At 55.8% G+C, this 22,270-nt stretch carries 25 protein-coding genes and 1 tRNA gene; 1 reads left to right on the forward strand and 25 read right to left on the reverse strand.

Features of this window, described 5'->3' with window-relative positions; translation table 11 throughout:
• Window positions 1–174: 174 nt before the first annotated feature.
• From OEL57_RS00260 to nadA, 18 genes are all read right to left on the reverse strand, one after another.
• Window positions 175–483: a hypothetical protein gene (locus OEL57_RS00260; RefSeq protein WP_300735714.1), complete on the reverse strand. Its 309-nt coding sequence runs from the start codon at window positions 481–483 to the stop codon at window positions 175–177.
• Between the two features lie 71 nt (window positions 484–554).
• The gene (gene selB, locus OEL57_RS00265) at window positions 555–2,465 is read right to left on the reverse strand and encodes a selenocysteine-specific translation elongation factor (protein WP_300735715.1); all 1,911 of its coding nucleotides are present in this window, start codon (window positions 2,463–2,465) and stop codon (window positions 555–557) included.
• Entirely contained in the window at window positions 2,462–2,785 is a 324-nt protein-coding gene (locus tag OEL57_RS00270; RefSeq protein WP_300735716.1) for a YajD family HNH nuclease, read from the reverse strand. The genes selB and OEL57_RS00270 overlap by 4 nt, the downstream gene beginning before the upstream one ends.
• A 3-nt stretch (window positions 2,786–2,788) precedes the next feature.
• Complete coding sequence (locus OEL57_RS00275; RefSeq protein WP_300735717.1) at window positions 2,789–3,496, reverse strand: response regulator transcription factor; 708 nt, start codon at window positions 3,494–3,496, stop codon at window positions 2,789–2,791.
• Entirely contained in the window at window positions 3,489–4,718 is a 1,230-nt protein-coding gene (locus OEL57_RS00280) for an ABC transporter permease (RefSeq protein ID WP_300735718.1), read from the reverse strand. The genes OEL57_RS00275 and OEL57_RS00280 overlap by 8 nt, the downstream gene beginning before the upstream one ends.
• Window positions 4,715–5,245: an O-acetyl-ADP-ribose deacetylase gene (locus OEL57_RS00285; protein ID WP_300735719.1), complete on the reverse strand. Its 531-nt coding sequence runs from the start codon at window positions 5,243–5,245 to the stop codon at window positions 4,715–4,717. Before OEL57_RS00285 ends, OEL57_RS00280 begins: the two co-directional genes overlap by 4 nt.
• Before the next feature lie 60 nt (window positions 5,246–5,305).
• Window positions 5,306–6,073, reverse strand: coding sequence for an RDD family protein (locus OEL57_RS00290; protein WP_300735720.1), 768 nt, complete (start codon window positions 6,071–6,073; stop codon window positions 5,306–5,308).
• Window positions 6,066–7,073 carry a stage II sporulation protein M gene (locus OEL57_RS00295; RefSeq protein WP_300735721.1) on the reverse strand — a complete coding sequence of 336 codons (1,008 nt, stop codon included), beginning with the start codon at window positions 7,071–7,073 and terminating at the stop codon, window positions 6,066–6,068. The genes OEL57_RS00290 and OEL57_RS00295 overlap by 8 nt, the downstream gene beginning before the upstream one ends.
• The gene (locus OEL57_RS00300; RefSeq protein ID WP_300735722.1) at window positions 7,070–8,407 is read right to left on the reverse strand and encodes a DUF58 domain-containing protein; all 1,338 of its coding nucleotides are present in this window, start codon (window positions 8,405–8,407) and stop codon (window positions 7,070–7,072) included. Before OEL57_RS00300 ends, OEL57_RS00295 begins: the two co-directional genes overlap by 4 nt.
• Window positions 8,404–9,369: an AAA family ATPase gene (locus OEL57_RS00305; protein WP_300735723.1), complete on the reverse strand. Its 966-nt coding sequence runs from the start codon at window positions 9,367–9,369 to the stop codon at window positions 8,404–8,406. Before OEL57_RS00305 ends, OEL57_RS00300 begins: the two co-directional genes overlap by 4 nt.
• Window positions 9,366–10,535 carry a DUF4350 domain-containing protein gene (locus tag OEL57_RS00310; RefSeq protein ID WP_300735724.1) on the reverse strand — a complete coding sequence of 390 codons (1,170 nt, stop codon included), beginning with the start codon at window positions 10,533–10,535 and terminating at the stop codon, window positions 9,366–9,368. The genes OEL57_RS00305 and OEL57_RS00310 overlap by 4 nt, the downstream gene beginning before the upstream one ends.
• The gene (locus OEL57_RS00315) at window positions 10,519–12,159 is read right to left on the reverse strand and encodes a DUF4129 domain-containing protein (protein WP_300735725.1); all 1,641 of its coding nucleotides are present in this window, start codon (window positions 12,157–12,159) and stop codon (window positions 10,519–10,521) included. Before OEL57_RS00315 ends, OEL57_RS00310 begins: the two co-directional genes overlap by 17 nt.
• Window positions 12,156–12,476 carry a hypothetical protein gene (locus tag OEL57_RS00320; protein ID WP_300735726.1) on the reverse strand — a complete coding sequence of 107 codons (321 nt, stop codon included), beginning with the start codon at window positions 12,474–12,476 and terminating at the stop codon, window positions 12,156–12,158. The genes OEL57_RS00315 and OEL57_RS00320 overlap by 4 nt, the downstream gene beginning before the upstream one ends.
• Window positions 12,473–13,018, reverse strand: coding sequence for a hypothetical protein (locus OEL57_RS00325; protein WP_300735727.1), 546 nt, complete (start codon window positions 13,016–13,018; stop codon window positions 12,473–12,475). Before OEL57_RS00325 ends, OEL57_RS00320 begins: the two co-directional genes overlap by 4 nt.
• The gene (locus tag OEL57_RS00330) at window positions 13,015–13,614 is read right to left on the reverse strand and encodes a hypothetical protein (RefSeq protein WP_300735728.1); all 600 of its coding nucleotides are present in this window, start codon (window positions 13,612–13,614) and stop codon (window positions 13,015–13,017) included. The genes OEL57_RS00325 and OEL57_RS00330 overlap by 4 nt, the downstream gene beginning before the upstream one ends.
• Complete coding sequence (locus tag OEL57_RS00335) at window positions 13,614–14,501, reverse strand: RDD family protein (protein ID WP_300735729.1); 888 nt, start codon at window positions 14,499–14,501, stop codon at window positions 13,614–13,616. The genes OEL57_RS00330 and OEL57_RS00335 overlap by 1 nt, the downstream gene beginning before the upstream one ends.
• A 60-nt stretch (window positions 14,502–14,561) precedes the next feature.
• Window positions 14,562–15,416 carry a deoxyribonuclease IV gene (locus OEL57_RS00340; protein WP_300735730.1) on the reverse strand — a complete coding sequence of 285 codons (855 nt, stop codon included), beginning with the start codon at window positions 15,414–15,416 and terminating at the stop codon, window positions 14,562–14,564.
• A 2-nt stretch (window positions 15,417–15,418) separates the two neighbouring features.
• Window positions 15,419–16,336: a quinolinate synthase NadA gene (nadA, locus tag OEL57_RS00345; protein ID WP_300735731.1), complete on the reverse strand. Its 918-nt coding sequence runs from the start codon at window positions 16,334–16,336 to the stop codon at window positions 15,419–15,421.
• 61 nt (window positions 16,337–16,397) lie between these two features.
• Here nadA and OEL57_RS00350 point away from each other — a divergent pair.
• A tRNA-Pro gene (locus tag OEL57_RS00350) sits at window positions 16,398–16,474 on the forward strand.
• A gap of 187 nt (window positions 16,475–16,661) precedes the next feature.
• On the opposite strand, the gene OEL57_RS00355 is transcribed toward OEL57_RS00350, so the two are convergent.
• The 7 genes from OEL57_RS00355 to OEL57_RS00385 all read right to left on the reverse strand — a co-directional run bounded on the left by OEL57_RS00355 (window position 16,662) and on the right by OEL57_RS00385 (window position 22,180).
• A complete protein-coding gene (locus OEL57_RS00355) occupies window positions 16,662–17,336 on the reverse strand; it encodes a hypothetical protein (protein WP_300735732.1) in 675 nt (224 codons plus the stop codon).
• A 1-nt stretch (window position 17,337) separates the two neighbouring features.
• Window positions 17,338–17,718, reverse strand: a complete 381-nt coding sequence (locus OEL57_RS00360) for a hypothetical protein (RefSeq protein ID WP_300735733.1) — start codon at window positions 17,716–17,718, stop codon at window positions 17,338–17,340.
• A gap of 170 nt (window positions 17,719–17,888) precedes the next feature.
• On the reverse strand, window positions 17,889–18,143 hold the full coding sequence (gene rpmA, locus OEL57_RS00365) for a 50S ribosomal protein L27 (protein WP_300735734.1): 255 nt from the start codon (window positions 18,141–18,143) through the stop codon (window positions 17,889–17,891).
• Between the two features lie 35 nt (window positions 18,144–18,178).
• Window positions 18,179–18,487, reverse strand: a complete 309-nt coding sequence (rplU, locus tag OEL57_RS00370; protein ID WP_012471609.1) for a 50S ribosomal protein L21 — start codon at window positions 18,485–18,487, stop codon at window positions 18,179–18,181.
• A gap of 277 nt (window positions 18,488–18,764) precedes the next feature.
• Entirely contained in the window at window positions 18,765–19,421 is a 657-nt protein-coding gene (locus OEL57_RS00375) for a fumarylacetoacetate hydrolase family protein (RefSeq protein WP_300735735.1), read from the reverse strand.
• Window positions 19,418–20,950: a 2,3-bisphosphoglycerate-independent phosphoglycerate mutase gene (gpmI, locus tag OEL57_RS00380; protein ID WP_300735736.1), complete on the reverse strand. Its 1,533-nt coding sequence runs from the start codon at window positions 20,948–20,950 to the stop codon at window positions 19,418–19,420. Before gpmI ends, OEL57_RS00375 begins: the two co-directional genes overlap by 4 nt.
• A gap of 15 nt (window positions 20,951–20,965) precedes the next feature.
• Window positions 20,966–22,180: an efflux RND transporter periplasmic adaptor subunit gene (locus OEL57_RS00385; protein WP_300735737.1), complete on the reverse strand. Its 1,215-nt coding sequence runs from the start codon at window positions 22,178–22,180 to the stop codon at window positions 20,966–20,968.
• Window positions 22,181–22,270: the final 90 nt, after the last annotated feature.

Here is a 22,270-nt window from a genome sequence, read left to right on the forward strand (position 1 = left end):
TATTCTTCCTGGTAATATTTGGGGAGTCACGTGAGCCTTTTTTATTATTAGTATAATCAATAACTTATAAAACTTATACGATTTAAGCTAAATTCTCAAGCCTTTTAATTGCACCCAAAAACAAAAGGGGCGCACGTGACGCCCCAAATGGTACCAGGAAGAATACACCCCCTATTATTTGCAGGAAGCAGCGGCTTCTTGAAAAATCTTGCCCATTTCTGGAGAGTCAGGATTGGCTGACATCTTTGTCAGCTCAACTGCTGAGTATTTATCCACCATATATTTACCCATGCACTCACACATGGACTTGGCCTGTTCCGCTTTTACTGAGCTGGAAGCCTTGGTTGCGCCTTCCGAACATGAAGTAACAAAACTCTTTAAAAAGCCCTCTTTAAAGCTCTTTTCATAGTTTTCCTTGCTCTTGCCGCACCCGGCTGAGACCAGTAAAGCGATAATAAGCCCCCCGGCAAACAGCACCCGCATAGTCATGCACCACCTCCGTGTAAGATATCGTGTGTAGAGAGTATCGCAGATGCAAGAAAATGCAAGTCAGGCTACCGTTTTCTTAAAATACGCTTGTCACCAACACGAATGGTCAGCTTTTCATTATCAAAAAATTCAAGCAGCGGAATCATAAACTTGCGTGAAAGCCCGGTCAGTTCACGAAACTCGGCAGGAATAATTTCTCCCTTTGCCTTGAGATGGTCGATCAACTGATCACGAATACCATCCAACGCCCTGGCATCATAGAAGATATCTCCAGAAACCCGTGCCGCTAAACCCTCACGAACCACGACTGCCAAGTGATCCCGCACCTCTTTTTCTGTACAACGCAGTGCGTCGGCCAGTTCCTTGATGGTGGGCGGCTCAATCCCCCGCTCTGCCAGCAGAGTGCAAATTCTGGCGCCAAGCCCTGAAGAGTGCGCAACCGTCTGTTTTTTTATCCCAATTGGCCGGACCAACTCCCGATCAGCAGCCAGCGTACCTTCCTTTTCCAGCTCTGCCAGCAGCGGGGCAAAGAAGCGCTGGTCACTGCGCCTCGGGATGCGGGTCTTCAACTCTTCCTTGCCGATGCCATCTTTAAGCGGATTGGCCGCAAGATAGGCCGACAGCTCATCCAGCAACAGCTGCTTCAGACTGGCTACAGCAGACCTGGACAGAAAGATGCGCGGCTCACGGGTCATCTGTATAATCTCGCCTGCCGCAAGCAGCGCCTGCAAGGCGGTCTCTGCCTGCTTGCGGGCAATACCGGAACGAAGCACAATCTCATCAAATGAGACACCGGAAAGCAGTGCCTGGGCAACAATCAGGCCGCAGGTCCGCTGATGTTCTGCTGCATCCAGCGACACCAGCAACCGCAGGGCATCTTCGCTGCGTCGCCGTCTGGCCGGAGGAAACGGATCAAGCACGATGCCACCGCCAATGGTAACCGAGGGCGAAGTGGCCCGGATCAGGTACGGGTCACCGGAAACCAGCAGCAGCGGTTGATCCAGCCTCAACTGGGCATACCCGCTCTGGCCCGGCAGCAGGGCATCATGTTCCAGCAGGATGATCTGGGCGGTGACCTCAGAGGTTCCGCTATGAAACCGAACCGTTGTACGATGCTTCAGGTCACGGCTTGCCGAGGCCAGATGGTCCAGCCGCACATCCACCCGGCGGCTGGTACGGAAGATCCCGGCCGGGACCACCACATCACCACGATGGGCCTGGTCCAGATCAACCCCCTGCAGGTTGACCGCCAGCCGCTGACCAGCCTGACCGAGCTCGGTCTTTGCGCCGTGGGCCTGAATACCCCGCACCCGTCCGGCATGGCCCACAGGCAGCAGCTCAAACTCGTCACCGATCTTGATCTCTCCGGCCAGCAGGGTGCCGGTTACCACCGTACCAAAACCGGCTACGGTAAAGACCCGGTCCACCGGCAGTCGAAAGGCGCCATCCCGCTTCTTTTCCGCTGCCCCTTCAGCCAGACGCGCCAGCTCTGCCTTCAACTCCTCCAGACCAGCCCCCGTCTTGGAGGAGACCGGAATAATCGGGGCAGCCTCCAAAAAGGTACCTGCCACAAACTCCCGCACCTCCTCCTGCACCAGCGGTAGCCAGTCCGGCTCCACCATATCCTGCTTGGTCAGGGCCACCAGACCGGTGTGGACACCCAAAAGCCGCAGGATATCAAGATGTTCGCGGGTCTGGGGCATAATCCCCTCATCAGCCGCAATCACCAGCATCACCAGATCCATACCGGCCACACCGGCCACCATGGCACGGACGAACTTCTCGTGACCCGGCACATCCACCACACCAAACTCGATCCCGCCCGGCAGTTGCAGGTGGGCAAAGCCCAGCTCAATGGTAATACCACGGGCCTTCTCTTCCTTGAGCCGGTCGGTGTCGGTACCGGTCAGCGCCTTTACCAGCGAGGTCTTGCCATGGTCAATATGTCCGGCAGTGCCGAGGATCAGGTGTTTCATGGTTTGGTTCCGTTCAGATACTCCGCCAGGATCAGGCGGCTATGTTCATCATCATGGCAGTAGACACAGAGGTTTTCCCAGTTTGAGCCATTGGGCGGATTGTTGTGATGATTTCCGTCTTTGTGGTGAACCGTCAGCAGTTGCAGGTTTTCCCGTTCAAATTCACGGCCACACTTGGCGCAGATCCAGCCATGGATCTTGAGGGATTGTTCGCGGTAGTTGGCATTGGCGGGTTTACTGTCCGACTTGAGGCGTCCCACCAGTTGGCTGAGTTCTTGGGCAGAGGGGAGTTTGCGAGACTGTGGACGGCGCTGTGACATACCCTACTCCCCTTGGCGGGAGAAGCGGTAGCCCACCCCGCGCACGGTCAGGAAGTGGGTTGGCCGGGAGGGGTCAGGCTCAAAATACTTACGCAGCCGCACGATGAAGTTATCCAGGGTACGGGTCTCGGTGTCAGAACTGTAGCCCCAGACCGATTCCAGCAGCTCGCCACGGGGGATCACCTGACCTTCCCGCTGAAAGAAGAGTGCCAGCACCCGCACCTCCATCTCGGTCAGGTCGATCTCGCCCTGGGCGGTCTTAGCCCGGTAGGAGAGCAGATAGACCTCGTTGACACCAAACTGGTAGCCCTCCTCCACCGGATCAGGACGATACCATGAGGAACGACGCAGCATCCCCTTTACCCGCAGCAGGAATTCCGCCAGGTTAAACGGCTTGGTCAGATAATCGTCAGCCCCGGACTCCAGCCCGCTGACCCGGTCCACATCTTCAGAGCGGGCGGTCAGCATCAGGATCGGCACACGGGAATCCAGTTCCCGCATCAGCTTGCAGATCTGAAAGCCATCCATGCCGGGCAGCATCACATCAAGAATAATCAGATTGCAGCGTTCCACCCGCAACGCCTCCAGCGCAGTCTCGCCCCGTTCAAAGTGGCTGACCGCATAGCCATCAAGCTCCAGGTTAAAACAGATCCCCCGCGCCAGATGCAGTTCATCTTCCACCAGCATGATACGTGGTTTGTCATCACTCATAACGTAACGCCTCAATCGGGTTCAGACCGGCTGCTTTACGGGCCGGATAGAAGCCAAAAAAGATCCCCACCGCGCCGGAAAACAGCACGGCAACCGTAATGGAAAGGGGTGAAATCAGGGTTGGCCAGGAAAGAAGGCTGGATACCACCGTGGCGCCGCCTGCACCAAGGGCGATACCGATCAGGCCACCCATAACGGTTAAAAGCACCGCCTCAGTTAAAAACTGCAGCAATATATCGTTCTTTTTAGCGCCGATCGCCATCCTGATCCCGATCTCGCGGGTCCGTTCAGTGACTGAAACCAGCATAATGTTCATAATGCCGATCCCCCCCACAATCAGGGAGATGGAGGCCACCGCCCCCAGCAGCAGTGACATCGCTTTGGAGGACTGCTCGGCCACTGCCAAAATTTCAGAAAGGTTACGTATTGTAAAATCAGCCTCCTTGACATTGCTGATCCTGTGGCGCTGGTTCAACAGCTCCCTGATCTCTTCTTCTGCCTTGGGTAGCAGCTCCTCACTTTTGGCCTTCACAAGAATTGCCCCGACCGTGTTGGGAAACTGACTTCCCATCAATTTCCGCTGGGCTGTCCGTAAGGGGATGAATATCACATCATCCTGGTCCGTACCTTGCGGTGATTGTCCCTTTCGTTCCAGAATGCCAACCACGGTAAAGGGCACTTTTTTAATCCTGACCATCTTGCCAACCGGATCCTCGGCGCCAAATAACGTTTGCGCTACAGTTTGGCCCAGGATGCAGACCTTGGCAGCACCATCAACATCAGAGGTGGTAATAGTACGCCCAAGCACCACCGACCATTCGCGGATGGCAAAAAGTTCAGGCGTTGCCCCCATTAAAAGGGTAGACCAGTTCTGGTTACCATAAACCACCTGACCTGATCCACGCACAGTACCGGAAGCCATTTCAACAGAGGGACACTCGTGCTGGATGGCCCGGCTGTCATCATAGGTAAGGGTCTGTACGCCACCACTGCCGGTACGGATACCGCTGCTGGTGGTTGATCCCGGAATCACCAGCAGGATATTGCTGCCGATACTGGCGATCTGCTGGGAGATCACATAGCTGGCACCGGAGCCGACCGCCATCATGGCAATAACCGCTGCAATGCCGATGATGATCCCCAGCATGGTCAGGAAGGAACGCATCTTGTTGATCCGCAGGGCCCGCAGGGCGATGCGTAATGCCTGAAGAAAATTGTTCATGGCTGAAAGGGAATAGCCAGTTGCCGGGCAACGGTTTGAAAGCATTCAAGAGCAGGTAAGCTGTACTGGATCAGGATAATTCGGTCAAAATCACCTGATCGGGCGGCCAGAAGTGACTCCTGCAGGGCAATAGCAGCGCCCAGCTTCATCGGATAGCCAAATACACCACAACTGATGGCCGGAAAGGCGATGCTGCGGATGGAGTGCTGACGGGCCTGTTCAAAGCAGTTCCGATACGATGCCACCAACAGTTCCGGTTCTCCCTTTGTCCCGTCAGTCCAGACCGGCCCCACGGTATGGATCACATAGCGGGCTGGCAGGTTATACGCTTTGGTAATGCGGGCCTCGCCGGTGGGGCAGCCCCCCAATGTGGAGCACTCCTCCACCAGCTTTGGACCGGCAGCCTTGTGGATGGCACCATCCACACCGCCACCACCCAGCAGGGTGTTGTTGGCAGCATTAACAATGGCATCAACCGTTAATGTGGTGATATCGCCCTGGTTGATCTCTATGATTGCGGATGACATAACAGATATCCTTCATCGTGTAATAGCGACAGCATAGGCCTTATCACCGTATGCTGTCAATTACCGCCCGCGCTGCTCAAACAGCAGTTCCACCACATTACGCACATAGCGCTCATCCGATACCCCGTCCACCGCCTCTGCCGGAAAAGCCACCTGGCTGCGGAACATGACCGCCAGTTCACGGAACAGTTCCAGTCGGGCAGTTGGGTCAAGCTCTTCCCGCCGGATCAACGCCCGCAGGGCAATGGCCCCTTCTTCCCGGCTGACCTTCTGCCGCAGACGAGCCACCAGCTGGGGATAGGCTGCCAGTGAGTTAAACTTCTCTGTGCCAAGCTGTTCCAGATCAGGCAGTTGCACCTTGGGGGTGCGGATCACGATCGTTCCGGCAGCCAGATCGCCCAGGCGCTGGCATTTACGGCTGATCAGACTGGCAATCCCCCCCACCAGATAGAGCGCGGGCAGCGAATCAACGATCCGCAGCAGATTTCTGATCACCACCTGACTGAACTGCAGCTTCAGGCCCTGCTCATCCATAACCCGCAGATGCAGCAGACGCTTGCCCACGGTCTGCCCCTGCCAGTACCATTCGCAGCCGATGCCGTAGCCGATGGAGATCACAAAGCCGGACAGAATCGTCAGGGCCATAAAGATATCCTGACTGATCAGCGTAAACAGCCTTAAAACTGTGCTGATGGTGGTTGAGGCCACACTGATGCAGGCAAAATCCACCAGCAGCGCCAGCAGACGACTGGTGGGACCGGCCAAAAGCAGGGAGAAGCGGATCCCCTCCGGTGTGCGGATCTGTAGGGTAGTGGTCTGCTCAGCCACGTTTGGCCACCTTCCCGCCCCGGCCTGAACGGCCCAGAAACAGTACCAGCAGGCACAATTCAACCACGCCAAAGGCGATCTTGACACTGTAAGGCAGCACCGGCTCATGGTACTGGGAGAAGAATGCCTCCACAATACCGGCCCAGACCAGCATCAGCGCCACCCCGCCGATCAGGGTGGTCAGGTCTGCCCAGACCAGCCGCATACGGGCCACCAGGGTCAGGCCGCTGCCCTTGCCGATCAGAGTTGTTGCCAGCACCAGACCGGCCTGCCCGGCGATCAGGATGGCCGGGATCTCAATCACCCCATGGGGCAGCAGCCAGCCAGCCAGGAAGACACCCTGGCCAGCGGCCAGATAATCCAGCACCACCGCCCCCAGGATCACGCCGTTGTAGAACAGCAGGATGATGGTCCCCACCCCCCAGGTCATACCGGTGGCCATGCAGGCGATGGAAACCTGGGTGTTGTGGGTCATCAGGCTGCTGGAGAAGGTAGCCTTGTGTCCGGCCAGCCGCTTGCCCGCCTCCTGCTCTTCTTTGGCAACCCGCTCAGTTGGCGAGCCGTGCAGATGATCAAAGGGCAGCAGCATCCCCTTTTCTTCCGGCGCCACCATCAGCACGGCTGCGCCAAAGACCGCGCCGACAATGGTAATCAGCACGGCCAGTTGGAACTGGCGGATATAACGTCTGAAGGTTTGAGGGAAGGTCTCCAGCAGCCAGGTGCGGGGTACCAGACGATGGGCGTTGTCCCTGGCTGAGTGAATCTCGCCATAGGCCCGGGCCACCAGGCTTTCCAGATAGCGGCGGAATTCAAGCGGGGCAGCCAGACCATCAAGACGGGCCAGTCCGGCACTGGCCCGCTGGTAGAGGTAGTGAAAGCGGGCAGCCCCCTCAACCCCTAACCTGCAGGCCGGGTCATCTTCAACCCGCTTGAGCAACCGCTCCAGCTCATCCCAGAACGGCTTTTCTGTTGCCGTAAAACGTTCCAGATCGATGATCATAGCAGTTGTTTCCGTTTCACATCCAGATAGTGGGAGACCAGATCAGCAGACAGCCGTTCATCCTTGACCAGCAACAGCCTGATCCCCTGCAGACGGAGCTTCTGCTGCAGCTCCCGCAACTGATGCCAGGTCAGATGCCCGGCCAGATGGCGATACAGTTCATCGCTGCTACCCAGAGCGGTACTGCTAAACAGCGGAGCTGCTGTGGGTGGTTGCGGCATGGCAACACAGATTAGATGACGACGGGACAGGATCCGGATGGCCCGGACAAACTCCTCGGCCAGGGCCGGTTCATCCAGCGGTGCAATAAAAATCAGCAAGGCTCGGCGACGCAGACGGGCAGCCATAAAGGTGGCCAGCTCACCAAAGGAGGGGTTGTCTTCACCGGGCTGCACCGTATAGAGCAGATCGCGGCAGTGCCCAAAATGGGTCTTGCCGGTCTTGGCCCGCACAAAGCCCTGTACCCGGCTGCCAAAGGCCGCCACCCCGAACAGATCACCCTGACGTTGGGCCACGGAACCAAGAATCAGCGCGGTACGCACCGCCTGCTCCAGAAACGGCTCACTGCCGCCTTCGGCAGTCGGCACCGGCCGACCGCTGAGACGGGAGCTGTCGATCAGCAGGTAGACCTCTTGGGTCCGCTCAATCTGATACTCTTTGGTAATCAGCTGGCGACGTTTGGCGGTTGCCTTCCAGTGGATATCAGCCAGACTGTCGCCGGTCTGATACTGGCGCAGACGGTCAAATTCCCGCCCTTGCCCACGCTGACGCTGGGCTTGCAGTTGCCGGTCATTACGCTCCAGAAACAGGGCAGCCAGACGGCGGCGTTCTGCCCGCAGATTGGGATAGACCCGTAGTTCTGTGCTGATGCCGTGGCGGCTCTGTAATTTCCACAACCGGAAGGGGGAACCTATCCGCAGCGCGCACTGTGCCACCTGAAATCTGCCCCGCTGGCTGCCGGTCAGCGGCCAGTCCAGACAGACCGCATCCCCTCCGGTTGCCAGCTTCAGTCTGGTTTCCCGGAAAGGTGAGCTAAAGCTGAAGGGCAGACCCAACCCCACCTGCAGATCAAGGTTGGCCTGATTGGCGGCCCGGATCGTGATCCCCAACTGGCCTGAGCGGCCACAGATCAGTGACAGCCGTGCTGGAGCGGTAACGATCAGCGTGTTGCGATGACGGAACAGGGCCAGCAGATCTGCCAGCACCACGATCCCCAGTAGCGGTGGCACAAAGACCAGCAATGGTCGGAACTGTGGCGTTACCGCATACAGCAGTGCCGCCGGTATCAGCGTGGCGGCAATCAGCCGCAGTATGCCCGGAGCGGGGATAATCACCGGGGAACGGTGACCTCCTGCAGGATCGAACCGATCACCTCACCGGCGGTCAGTCCTTCAATCTCATAATCAGGCTGCAGAATCAGGCGATGCTCCAGTACCGGCAGTGCCATCATCTTGATATCGTCCGGCGTTATGAAGTCACGGCCTGCCACGGCAGCAGCAGCACGGGCCGCCAGAATCAGTGACTGCGATGCACGGGGACCACCACCCAGCAGCACGGCCTGGTGGCTGCGGGTGGCCCGCACCACCTCCAGGGCATAGGCAGCAATCTCATCCTGCACCACCAGCGTCATCAACGCCTGCCGCAGGGTTACCAGATCATCGGCATTGATTACGCAGCGCACGGCATCACCGGCCAGCACGGTCTCAGGCGCATCGTTGCCCAGGGTACGGCGCACCAGGGCCAGCTCCTCCTCTCTGGTGGGCGGCGGCATGGTGATCTTCAGCATGAAGCGGTCCTTCTGGGCCTCCGGTAAGGGGTAGGTCCCTTCAAACTCCACCGGGTTCTGGGTGGCAAAGACCGTAAAACTGGCAGGCAGGGTATAGCTCTTGCGATCAATGGTCACCAGCCGCTCCTGCATGGCCTGCAGCAGAGCGGACTGGGTCTTGGACGGTGCACGGTTGATCTCATCGGCCAGCAGAAAGTTGCAGAAGATCGGGCCGGGATTCAGCACGAACTCGTTTTCCTTCATGTTGAAGATGTTGGAGCCGGTGATATCGGTGGGCATCAGGTCCGGGGTAAACTGGATCCGGGAAAAACGCCCGCCCACCACCTTGGCCAGGGTGCGCACCAGCAGGGTCTTGCCGATCCCCGGCACCCCTTCGATCAGGGCATGCTGCCCGGTCAGAAGCGCCACCAGCACCCGGTCAATCACCTCATGCTGACCGATGATCACCTTACCCAACTCACCCTTTAACGCCTGTACCACTGCGATCAACTGTTGCAACCCCTGGTTCATCGTCTCGTCCTCTCTGCACGCAGCCGGGCTATACGTTGATAGCGTGTTACCGGATCATCCTGCGCGGTCATTGCATCGTGTAGTTCTTTACGCAATCTGGCATCCTGCTCCAACTCACGTTTAAAGCTCTTTTGCCATTCCTGGCAGCAGACCTTCAGCAGCTGATTGACCGGAATGTTCCGCTGCAGCAGGCTCACCAGGCCACTGAAACTGTCGCGGGTCATCCCAATGGCCTGATCATTGGAACCTGCGCCTGCAGCAGAAATCAGGGGGATTGACTGCTGCCAGATATACAGCCCTGCCAGCAGCAGCATGGTTCCAATAAGCGGCAACAGGCCAAAACGGCGGGCCAGCGCCATGATGCCACCCTGCTCACTCACCCCTAAATGGAATTCATCAAAGATAATCCTTGTCTGTTCCCCCATCAGCCAGACCAGCAACGCAGCCTGGCGATCAGCCTTGAGCGCCTCGTTGCTGAAGAGAGAACTGTCCGACAGTAGCACCAGGCTGCCGCTGCCGATACTGCGCTCCAATAGTACCGCCTTTCCATCAACGGCATAGATGGTGCGCCAGCCGGTTTGCGGCGGCTGCAGCGTCAGGCGGGACAACAGGCGGATCTCTGTCGGCAGAGTCAATCCCGGCTCAACCAGGGTTGCCTTGACCAGGGTCTTGTCAAGAACACCCTCTGCTATGGGAAGATAGACTGTGCTGATTCCCCATGCTGTATCCGGTGCTTTAACGGCCTTTGATGTCATTGCATCACCAGATTTTGGTTCCGGTGCAGCTGCACTCTCCGGTGCTGTGATGACCGGATTGAAGGCAACAACCACTCGATTACCTGCCGCAACCAGCTGTTCTATCTCAGAAATCTCTTTTTTATCGCCGGTAACCAGCTCATGGTGACTATTGCCCAGCAGCAGGATCGTGCTTGCGGTAACCTTCTGGCGGGCAAGGGAGCGGTAATTGCGATGCACCTTGACCCCGCCGGTGCGCTCCAGAGCCTGGTACAGCGCCATGCTTCCCTGGGGATCGCTGCGCAGTGACGAACCTGGCGGAAAGATATCCCCGGCTTCAAAACGCAACGCAAAGAGCTGATAGAGGGAGACAGCTGCCAGCACCAGTAACAGACAAAAGGTGAAGATTAGCAGTTTACTGCGTGCGGACATCGCTGGTGATCCTCCGGTGGTTATCCAGATAGCTGCGGACCGCCTCGTCATCCGGCAGGTGCATACCATACCAGGCCGCTTCGAAGATTCGCAGGTTCAACGCGAATGCCTCACTTACCTTCGGCATGGCATGGCTGAAGCGGAGCAGTTCCCGCTCGTAATCGTGATTGGTCTTGCAGCGGGCAATGGTCACCAGCTTTGCATCGGCCAGTGCAGCCAGAGTGGCCAGGTACAACGCCCGCAGCCCCAGACGCAGCTCGCCTTTTCCCAGCAGCTCCTTAGCCAGGGCCAGCCAGCGATCTTCGGTCAGCTCACTGGCAATGACTGATTCATCATGCAGATCCGGGGTCACCTGCAGGGTGTGCATCGACAGCTCTGCCTCCGGCGGGGCAGTACGCCGTAGCCGACGCCAGGCAAAAATGGCGCCAAAACAAAGCAGCAGCGCCAGCAGGACATACATCAGCAGCAGTGCTATATCTGAAAAATTGCCGCCCCAATTATGTTTCCCACCGGAAAATGAAGGGTTTGGCAGTTTTTTAAACACCCACTTAATGATATCGCCGATCCAGCCACCCACCGTACCGGCGGTATCCTGAATCCAGGTAAGAATGGACTGCATGAAACCGGGCAGTTCCCTCTTTTCCAGCTGGTGGTGTTCACGTGGCAGACGCCAGGCAAAACGCGGGTCCTTGATCACCTGCTCAAGTGCCCGATCAAGCTGGGCTGCGCGTTTCTGCAGCTGTTGTTGCGGTTCAACGACCGGCGAATCAGCATGGGCAGGCAGAGAGACACAGGTTAGAAGGCCGAAAGAGAGAAGAAGCACCAGCAGGGTTGCCCGTCCTGAAACCGTCTTTATCTGGGCACGCAGATCAGCGCCGCTGGACAGAGACTCTCCGTAGTGGCAGCGCAGCACGTAGCAGGCCTTGACCAGCGGATCAAGGCAGAGCTGGGTGATGACTGCAATCGCAGCCCAGAAGGTTGAGTTGAGCAGCATCTGGTTGCTGCGGGTAAAGATGGTCTCAATCCCGAACAGGGTCTTGAGCAGACGGGGCAGGAAGTAGACACCAACGGCGATATTGGCAAAGAGAACCAGAAAGATTAAGGACAACAGCGCCAGCAGCAGATGGTTCTGGCCGGGCCAGAGCAGGGCCAGCTGGCGTGCCTTGCGTTGCACGGTGCGCCAGTCCGGTCCACCCAGCACGGTGATATTCTGGAAAAAGGCATAGCACCAGCCGAACGGCAGAGTAATCAGCCCGGCCAACGGCAGGATGATAAAACCCCAGGGCTGCAGGCCCCCCTGTACCATGATACTGCCGGTGAGTGAAGGCAGCCCGGCAGCCCCTCCAAGTTGCATCAGCAGCCGACCGCTAAAACGGCTTTGCCAGACCTTCATCCAGATGAACAGAATCGACAGGGCCAGCGCCCCTCCAGCCAGCCGCTGATCCGCATCGGCACTACGGCTCATATCAGCCCAGAACCAGAGCAGCACCAGCATAAACGGCAGCGTGCCCAGGTAATAACGGGCAAGGGTATCCAGAGGGGCCTGGCGCAACAGAGCGGTGGCCTGTTCCAGCAGTTCAATAGCTCCGAGCCCTTTTTCACGGCTTTTGGGGGTGCGGATCATTTCTCCCCCATAATCTGGTTCCAGACAGAGCCTTCATGGAGTGCCGAAGGGATCAGTAACAGCCCGCGACCAGCCATAAAAAAACAGAACCAGAGGATCATCAGACCAAATCCAAGTTGTATAACGCCCAGCAGAATTGAACGAAAGCGGAGCGAGCGCGCAGTATCGGCCGGTTGCCCCAGACAACGGCCGCAGGTCATTCGCCCGGCATGCTCCGTCACACATTCGCGGCAAAAGAAGTTGCCACATTGGGCACAGCGGGCCACTGCCTCACGGTTTGCATGGTTAAAGCAACGCTGGACCTTCAGACTGCTCATGGGGTTGGTGGTGGTGCGGTTGAGGCGCCTGCCCGATGGTTGTCATAGCGGGACAGTAGTTCACTGCGCAGCATACTGCCCTGCTGGGCTGCGACCAGAGGGCGCAGTTCCTTAATCAGGCGGCTTACTTTACGTGAACGCTGCAGGGCTGGAATATCAACCAGCCCCAACGGCGTCAGCAGGTTGGTCTTGCAGGTGGGACCTTTGACCATATTAAGCACCAATCCAACGAAAAACGGCAGGCAGAAAAAGCCAAGGGCAATACTGCCTGGAGAAAAAATATCATTGGTACTCAGGATACCGGTCCCGCACAGACCTACGACAATCCCCAGCAGGACGTTAAGCATCATCCAGGTCTTGGTGCGCTGTGACACTATCCCTTTCAGGTCTTTCAGATAAATCCGCACGTACTCTTCGGTATACCCGGTGGATTTAACTGACAAGAGATGGTCATCCCCCAGCCAGAGCGAACAACGCATGATCATGGCAATGGTGCCACGGGCTATACGGCGGTATTTGACAGGTTGGGCCGGGCTGGTCATGAGCTCCACTTTTGAAACAGGAATACACCCAGCGCAGCCCAGGCAATTATTTGCAGTACTGAAAACAGCAGCGCAAAAACAATACGAATTCTGGTGCGGGGCAGAATGCTGGTGGGTTTACGCCAGGCGGTCAGTGCCAGATACAAGGCGATCGGCGCGGTGATCAGGGTTACGGGCCAGATCAGGAGCGGCAACAAGGCTGTGTTCAGGGCAATGCTGTCGTGCAGGGTCCGTTTGGTGACCAGTTCAGAAAGCTGTTCATTTTGGCGGCCCTGTTCCAGGCAGACCGGACAGAGGCAACGTCCAGCCAGATCAATCTCACAGAGACTACAGATAAATCGGCCGCAACTGCTGCAGATTTTAATCGCCTGTTTGTCCGGGTGATAAAAACAGCTTGCCTCCCCCTCTGTTACCTGTAGACCGACACTGCCACCTTCATGCAGTGGTTTCAGGATTGCCGGGAACAGCTCAACCTGCAGTTGCTTTGAACAGTGTCGACAGAGGATTGGTTCATCACTGTTGCAAAGCGCTGCCGGTAACGGTGTGCGACAGGAGCTGCACAACAGGGGGAAAAGCGGACATTCACCAACGGTCATTACTTAAGAACCACCCTGGTGCTACAGATCCGGTCATGCAGAGTACGCTTTTCATCATCAAAGGCAGCCATAATATAGCCGATCCCCATGATCATGCCGCTGAGCATCTCGGCAAAATAACGTCCCACCGCGCGGCTGGCGCTGATCTTGTCGCCCTCAGCAGTGACCACCTTCAGGCCACAGGCCATCTTGCCGGGGGTTGCCTGATATTTTCCACTCAAAAAGTAGATGTTATAGGCAATACCTACCCCGACCTGGATACAAACATTTATAATGGCTGCCACAATTGCCATTTGGGGGGAGTTGTTTGAAGCGATCAGAAATGTTGTTGCCATAGTGGTGGCAAAATTCACCACCCAAAGGATAATGCCATCAATGAATTTTGCCCCGAAACGGATCCAGAAACCGGCATAGCGCAGGTCGCTGGTATTTCCCATCCCCATGGCAAGCATCTGCACATAGGTTGGCTTGCAGGAGGCACAGACCAGTTTATCACCAAAACGGACCATCTCACTTTGGGCAAAACGTCCCTTGCAGACTGTACAGGTAGCGGAGCTTCTGTCTTCAGCTGCAGGAACAGGCGGAGGAAGGGTATTGACTCCATTGCCTGCTGTTGACTGACGGCTACGGGCTGCCTCGCAGGCGTTGCAAAGTCCGCCGCTGCCTTCGATAATTCCGCCACAGGCCGGGCAGGGACGGAGCGGGGCTGGCTCAGCAGCAGGCAACGGTGGTGGCACCGGAGCCGCTGGTGGAACAACAGATGATTCCAGTGGGGGGAGCGGAAAACTTTGTTTACAACGGGGGCAGTTAATACTGGTTACACCGGCTGGTCGTTTTGAATCGTCAAGCTGGCCGCTGACACCACAATGGGGGCAGGTAATCGTCATGCTCACCTCGTGAGGGATAGTAAAAGCACCGTGGTTGTTATAGCGCAGTTTTCAGGATTGTCAAACAGCCGTTAAGCTTCGCAGCAAGGCCAGATTGACCTGATCCATGGCATCATCATCCCCCTTGGGGGTTTCCAGTATCTTCGGAATCTTCACAAAGCGCGGGTCGTTCATGATGAAACGGAACGGCTCCAGCCCCAGAGTTCCCTGACCGATATGCTCATGACGGTCCACCCGGCTGCCCAGCCCTTTTTTGGAATCATTGAAGTGAAAACAGCGCAGCCGCTCAATCCCCAGCAGTCGGTCAAACTGTGCCATGACATCGGCGTATCCTTCCGGGGTGGCGGTATTGTAACCGGCGGCAAAGGTGTGGCAGGTATCGAAACAGACACCGAATCGATCCGGATATTTTGATCCGTTAATGATGGTCTGCAACTCTTCAAAGGTGCGGCCCAGGTTGGTGCCCTGTCCGGCAGTGGTCTCCAGCAGCACCAGCCCTTCATATTCAGGGGTCTGTTCAAAAAGCTGATCAAAGGCATTGATTACCCGCTCCAGCCCGACCTCGGGCGAATCAGTGGTGTGGGAACCGGGGTGCATTACAATCTTGTTGATCCCCAAACGGGCACAGGTGGTCATTTCATCGCCAAAGGCAATCAGGCTTTTATCGCGGGTATCCCCTTCCGGGGCTGCCAGATTGATCAGGTAGATATCATGGGAGATGACTTCATGCAGACCGGAAGCGGTAAAGCTGCTGCGGAACAGATCCGCATCCTTGTCGCTGATCGGCTTGCCTTTCCACTGGTTGGAGGAGCGGGTAAAGATCTGCAGGGTACCGCAACCGGCAGCAACGGCGCGTTCTATGGATTTATGCAGACCACCGGAGATGGACATATGAGCGCCAAGATAATCAGGCATGGTTAATCCCTCGGTACAGCAAGCATTTTGTCCAATGCAGCCTGCGACTTAAGCCGCACCTCTTCGGTCACGGTCACCACCGGCTGCATGGTCTGCAGCGCCAGTAGAATATCCTCCAGCGAAGTCAGCTTCATATTAGGACAGATCAGGGCGGGTGAGGCCAGAATAAACTCCTTGTCCGGGTTATCCTCCCGTAGTTTGAAGAGAATCCCGGCTTCAGTGCCTATGATGAACTTTTTGGCCGGGCTCTTGCTGCAATAGAGGTACATACCGCTGGTGGAGCAGACATGGTCTGCCAGAGCCGAGACCTCAGGGGCGCATTCCGGGTGACAGATAAACAGGGCATCAGGATGGGCGGCCTTGACTTCCTGCACCCTGGCAGCAGTCAGACGTTCATGGGTGGGGCAGTAGCCGTCCCAGTAGATAAATCCCTTGTCTGGCAACTGTTTGGCAATCCAGCGCCCCAGATTACGATCCGGTGCAAAGATCAGTTTTTGCTCTTTCAGAGAACGGACTACCGAGACCGCATTGGCTGAGGTGCAACAGATATCCGACTCCGCCTTGACCGCTGCCGATGAGTTGACATAGGTCACCACCGGTACGCCGGGGTGCTGCGCCTTTAATGCCTGCAGACCACTGACATCAACCATATCAGCCATGGGGCAACCTGCATCAGCACGGGGCAGCAGCACCTTTTTACCGGGCGAGAGGATTGCGGCAGATTCAGCCATGAAATGCACACCGCAAAAGACAATCACGTCGGCAGCGGTCTTGGCAGCCTCCATGGAAAGCTGCAGTGAATCGCCGGTGATGTCTGCGATGGCCTGCACCTCATCACGCATATAGTTATGAGCCAACAAAACGGCATTGCGTTCCTTGAGCAGGTGCCGGATTTCAGTACGGATATCAGCGGTAGACATGTCCCCTCCAGTGCGACTTGCTGTTGACAAGCGCTAGCATAAAAAGTTATATATTTTTCTTCGGGATGTAGCGCAGCCTGGTAGCGCACCTGCTTCGGGAGTAGGGGGTCGCTAGTTCGAATCTAGTCATCCCGACCAGAAAAATCATGGGGTTACGCCTAAAGGCGTGGCCCTTTTCTGTTTCAAACCCTTACCTCACCTGATTTCAGGCAACCAATGAACATTTCTAACAAAGTCCTGAAGCAAATACAATGCCTCATCAAGCATTACGGCCCCATGCTGGTGCAGGGGGCCGCAATTTTGAGCAATATATAGCTACAATCAGCTACTTGGCCGCAGGCGGTGTTGGTGTTTGAACTGCTGCTGCCGGTGCAGACGCAGCCTTTTTCAATGCCTCAATCTGGGCAGCCAGGGCGGCTTTTTCATCAGTAAGCACTGCATTCTGCGTCTCCAGCTTTTTCTTCTCTGCAGTGACCTGCTCAAGTTGAGCAGAAAGCTTTGTCTGATCTGCTTTCAGGGTGGTCAGCTCTTTGGAACTGGTTTCACACTTCTGCAGCTCCTGACGCAACTTATCCCCGCTCTGCTTCCGCTCTTCAAGCAGCTTGACCCTGTCCTTCACCAGAGTCAGCTGTTTGTCAACAGCAGCAGCATCCTCTTCGTTACGCCCCTTGGCAGCCCGCGAACCAGTAAGAACCAGTGCCAGATCAACCATCTGCAGATTATGGGCAATTTCCTGTTCTGCTTCAGGTTTAAGCCCGCCAAGACCCATCCACTGTCGGCCTTTATCATAGCTCTGTTCAGCTTTTTTTAAGGAGACACGCGCCTTCTCTATTTCTGCCAGGGCCTGGGGATAATTACCAACCTTGACAGCAAGCTCTTCAATACCAGCCCTGGCAGCTGCAATTTTAGCAGGATAATCTATCTTGTCTGCGGCAAAGCTCAAGGAGCCGCAGCTAATGACACTTACAAAAGCCAGAACGAACAGGTATATTCGTGGCATATCACTTCCCTCCTGTCTGCAACAGCTGATCAAACTGCGCCTCAAATTTTTTCAGTTCTGCCCGCCGCAGCACCAACTGCTCATCTGCCTCCATCTCGGCTGCCTTGGCCTCGGCAATGGTCAACTGAAGATCCACCAGCTCTGTTTTTTGCAGCGCAACAGGTCCATTTTTAGCCGCTATTGCCGCTTTTACCGCGCCAAGCGTCTCCTGTGCCGCAGCAAGCTGGCTTTTTAAATAATCCGCTGACTTACCGGCACCAATCTTTGTAATCCGCTCAGTCAGTGGCTGTAGCCGGTCAGAAGCATCTTTCAACTCATCCGCACAAGCACTGCCTGCCGCAAAAACCAGCAGACAGCATACACCTGCCATCAGACGTTTCATGCTGTACCCCCTTTGATAGCCTATAGCTTATCATCTGCAAACTAGTGCTACCCTATACACCCGGAACAGCATCCGGTCAAATCGGCGGGATTGAATATTGCCATGCTCCAGGCACAAAAAAACCCGACGGCTGTAACCGTCGGGTTTTAAAAACAGAGTGAGGCTCAGAATTAAGAAGGATATACGGAAACCTTCTTGCGATCACGGCCCAAACGCTCAAACTTGACAACCCCTTCAATCAGGGCAAACAGAGTATGATCTCTGCCGCAACCTACGTTGGTGCCGGGGTGAATTTGGGTGCCGCGCTGACGATAGATGATGTTACCAGCCAGAACCTGCTCACCACCAAATTTTTTGCAACCAAGCCTCTGGCCGTCTGAATCGCGGCCGTTACGGGAACTACCACCAGCTTTTTTATGTGCCATGGTTCTCTCTCCTCAAAAAAATAAATCGTAAGCGCTTAGGCGCTGATTTTTTCAATCTTCAGTACCGTGTGGTACTGACGGTGACCGATCAGCTTGCGGCTGTTCTTGCGGCGCTTTGACTTGAAGACCAGAATCTTCTTGTCACGGCCCTGTACAGCAACCTTTGCAGTTACTGATGCGCCTGCCACCAGCGGAGCCCCGACCTTAACGGCATCGCCGCCGATCATCAGCACCTCGCCAAACTCAATCGTGTCACCCACGATGTTGTCCAGCTTCTCAACCTTCAGGAAATCGCCTTCAGCGACTTTGTATTGCTTGCCACCTGTCTTAATAACTGCGTACATAGTTGGTACCACCTCTTCGTTTTTTACAGAGTTGTGGACTATAGTTAAAGAGGTCCACTACGTCAAGCACTTTTTCAGATGGACAAATAAAAATCTGGAATGGTCTGCAACTACGAGCAACGACAACTCTGCTGATCCTTATGGTACGAAAGACGTACCCCGCACTTCTGGCACCGCCAGAAGTGGCCACCTCAGCCAGGCAACAAGATCATCTTGCCTTTGCATTCAGGGCATTCTTTTTCATTTTGCATGATTCACCCCTCTATTTATTGTTGTTTCAAATAACGTTCACGCCCACACTGCCAACACCTGCAATACTGGCCTCCATCCGATCACCGGCAACCACCCGGCCAACCCCGGCCGGTGTACCGGTCAAAATGACATCACCCTCTTCCAGGGTAAAGATTCCAGACAGATAGCTGATGATTCTGGCCGCACTGTTGATCATCAGACCGGTTGATCCGTTCTGGCGCTGCTCACCATTCAAGGAGAGACAGATGGTCAGACCCTGCGGATCAGCCACCTTGTCTACCGGTACAAAATCAGACAACGGGCAGGAGGTATCAAACCCCTTTGCAATCTCCCAGGGCAGTCCTTTTTTCTTCAGATTGTCCTGTACATCCCGCAGGGTCATATCAATCGCCACGCCGTAGCCTGCCACATGGGAAAGCGCATCAGCTTCGGTGATATCCTTACCTTCCACACCGATCAACACCGCCAGCTCAGCCTCATAGTGACAATCACTACTGTACGCCGGGATTACCACCGACTCGCCGTTGCCGATTATCGCAGTAGCGGGCTTCATGAACACCACGGGCGCAGAAGGGGCATCATTGCCCAGCTCTTTAATATGATCCACATAATTACGACCAATGCAGAGGATCTTGCCGACGATATATTCGTTGTCTGTTGCCGGGATGGATACGGTTTTCATAGCAGACTTTCTCCAGTCATTTCTGCAGGCTGGGACATCCCCAGTAGTTTCAGCATGGTGGGAGCAATATCGGCCAGCTTGCCGCCCTCTTTCAACACAGCCCCCTTGCGGCTGTCATCCACCAGAATTAGCCAGACCGGATTACAGGTATGGGCAGTATAGGGCTCGCCGTTTTCATCGGCCATCTGCTCGGCATTGCCATGATCAGCGGTGACCAGCACGGTACCACCCAATTGGCGAACCTTTTCCACCACCTTGCCGGCACAACTGTCCACCGCCTCTACGGCACGGATGGCAGCGGGCAGAATACCGGTGTGACCAACCATGTCGCAGTTGGCAAAGTTAAGGATAATAACATCATAGAGATCCTGATCCAGCCGCTTGAGCAGTTCATCTGCCACCAGGTAGGCGCTCATCTCCGGCTTCTGGTCATAGGTGGCTACCTCTTTGGGAGACGGGATCAGCGCGCGATCCTCATTGCTAAACGGGGCCTCAACACCACCGTTAAAGAAGAAGGTCACATGGGCGTATTTTTCGGTCTCGGCAATCCGCAGCTGCTTCAGGCCTGCCTCTGCCAGTACCCCACCCAGCAGATTGGTCAGCTCTTGCTGCGCATAGGCGATCGGCAGGCCAAAGGTGGCATCATACTCGGTCATGCAGACATAGGCTGCCAGTTGTGAAACCCATTGCCGCTGAAACCCGTCAAAATCCTTGAAGGTCAAGGCACGGGTGATTTCACGGGCGCGGTCTGAACGAAAGTTGAAGAAGATGATACCATCACCATCGTTGACAGTTCCTACTGGTTTACCATCAGCGCAGACCACGCAGGGCAGCACAAATTCATCATATACTCCAGCCCCGTAACTGGACTGGATCGCCTCTGCTGATGAAGCACAGCATGCTCCCTGGCCCAGCACCAGGGCGTTATAGGCCTGTTCAACCCGATCCCAGCGGTTATCCCGGTCCATGGCATAGTAACGCCCCATCACCGTAGCGATCCTGCCGCAGCCGATCTTGACCAGTGCTGCCTCAAGCTCCGCAAGGTAGCCGACTCCGCTCTGGGGGGGCGTATCCCGCCCATCCAGCAGACAGTGTATGAATACGTCCGTCAGCCCCTGTTGCCTGGCCAGCTCAATCAATGCATAGAGGTGGGTGTTGTGGGAATGGACCCCGCCATCAGACAGCAGCCCTGCCAGGTGCAGGCGGCCACCACTGGCCTTGACCTTGGCAATGCAGTCCAGCAGGACAGGATTGGTAAAAAAATCGCCATCCAGAATTGATTTGGTGATGCGGGTGAAGTCCTGATAGACAACCCGACCGGCACCCAGATTAAGGTGACCTACCTCTGAGTTGCCCATCTGACCTTCAGGCAGTCCCACTGCCATACCAGAAGTCTTGATCTGCACATGGGGGAACTCCTGCAGGTATCCGGCAAGATTGGGGGCCTTAGCCATGGCAACGGCGTTGTTATCCCGACAGGGGTTGATACCCCAGCCATCCAGAATCATCAGCATCAACGGTTTTTTCATACAGAACACCCCTGGCTACATCCTCGGTCCCATGGGCGAACCACCCATACCGGATGCTTTTTTCTTTGTTTTATCAAGTTGTTCAACGATCACCTGATCACCTTCCTGCAACCCGCCTTCAACCAGTTCAATAAAGCTGGCATCACCAAGTCCGGTGGTGACCGCTACCGCTACCGGCTTATCATCCTTCAACAGATAGACCTTTTGCTGCGCTCCGCCAGGCTTGCCTTTACCACTTCCTGCCGGTCTCTGGCCTGCTTTGGCTGATTTTTTATCCGCATCTGTTTTGGGACGGAAACGCAACGCCGCAGCAGGCAGCTTCAGGACGCCATCCCTACGGCCGGTCTCAATCGAGACATTGGCGGTCATGCCGGGCTTCAGATGCAGGTCTTTGTTATCCACCTGCACCACCACAATGTAGGTGACCACATTCTGGACCGTAATCGGGGCAGAGCGGATCTGGGTGACCCGCCCTTTAAAGCTGCGGTCAGGATAGGCATCAACCGTAAAGGTGGCGGTCTGATCCAGGCGGGCACGGCTGATATCAGCCTCATCCACGCTGGTTTCAATCTGCATCTTGGTCAGATCCTGGGCAATGGAAAACAGGGTAGGAGTCTGGAACGAGGCGGCCACGGTCTGGCCCACATCGATACTTCGTGAGATCACCACACCATCCACCGGTGAGCGGATCACCGAGTTTTTCAGGTTGGTCTCAGCCTGCATCAAGGTACCCCGGTACTGGGTCACCCCGGCCTCAGCCGACTTGATCCCCGCCAGAGCTGAATCATAGGCGGTCTGGGAGGCATCAAAATCACTCTGGGCCACGATCCCCTGGCTTATCAACTGCCTGTTACGCTCAAGGGTCCGCTTGGCATCGGCCAAAACAACCCTGGCTTTTTGTAGCCCGGCCTGGGCATTCAGGAAGTTGCCTCTGGCCTGTTCGACCTGGGCCAGAAAGAGAGCAGGATCAATCTCGGCAATTATCTGCCCTTTTTTGACCCTTGAATTATAATCAACCAGCAATTTTTGAATAGTGCCGGAAACCTGGGAGCCAACCTGTACCGTGGTAACCGGATTCACGGTGCCGGTGGCCGAGATGGCAGCAACAACGCTCCCTTTTTCAAGCGGGACCGTCTTATAGCTGACCTTGGCTGAACGCCCGACAAAGATCCAGATTCCAGCGACAATGGCAAGAATAAGTAGAGTAGCTATGATGATATATTTTTTCATAGTTCAGCAGATTACGCACAAAAAAACCCCGTGTCAACCGACACGGGGTTCGTTCTTGTCTGCCCGCCGACAGCTTATCGGCAGGCTAGC

Origin of the sequence: Trichlorobacter sp. (assembly GCF_030247655.1) — a bacterium.
Classification (GTDB): Bacteria; Desulfobacterota; Desulfuromonadia; order Geobacterales; family Pseudopelobacteraceae; genus Trichlorobacter.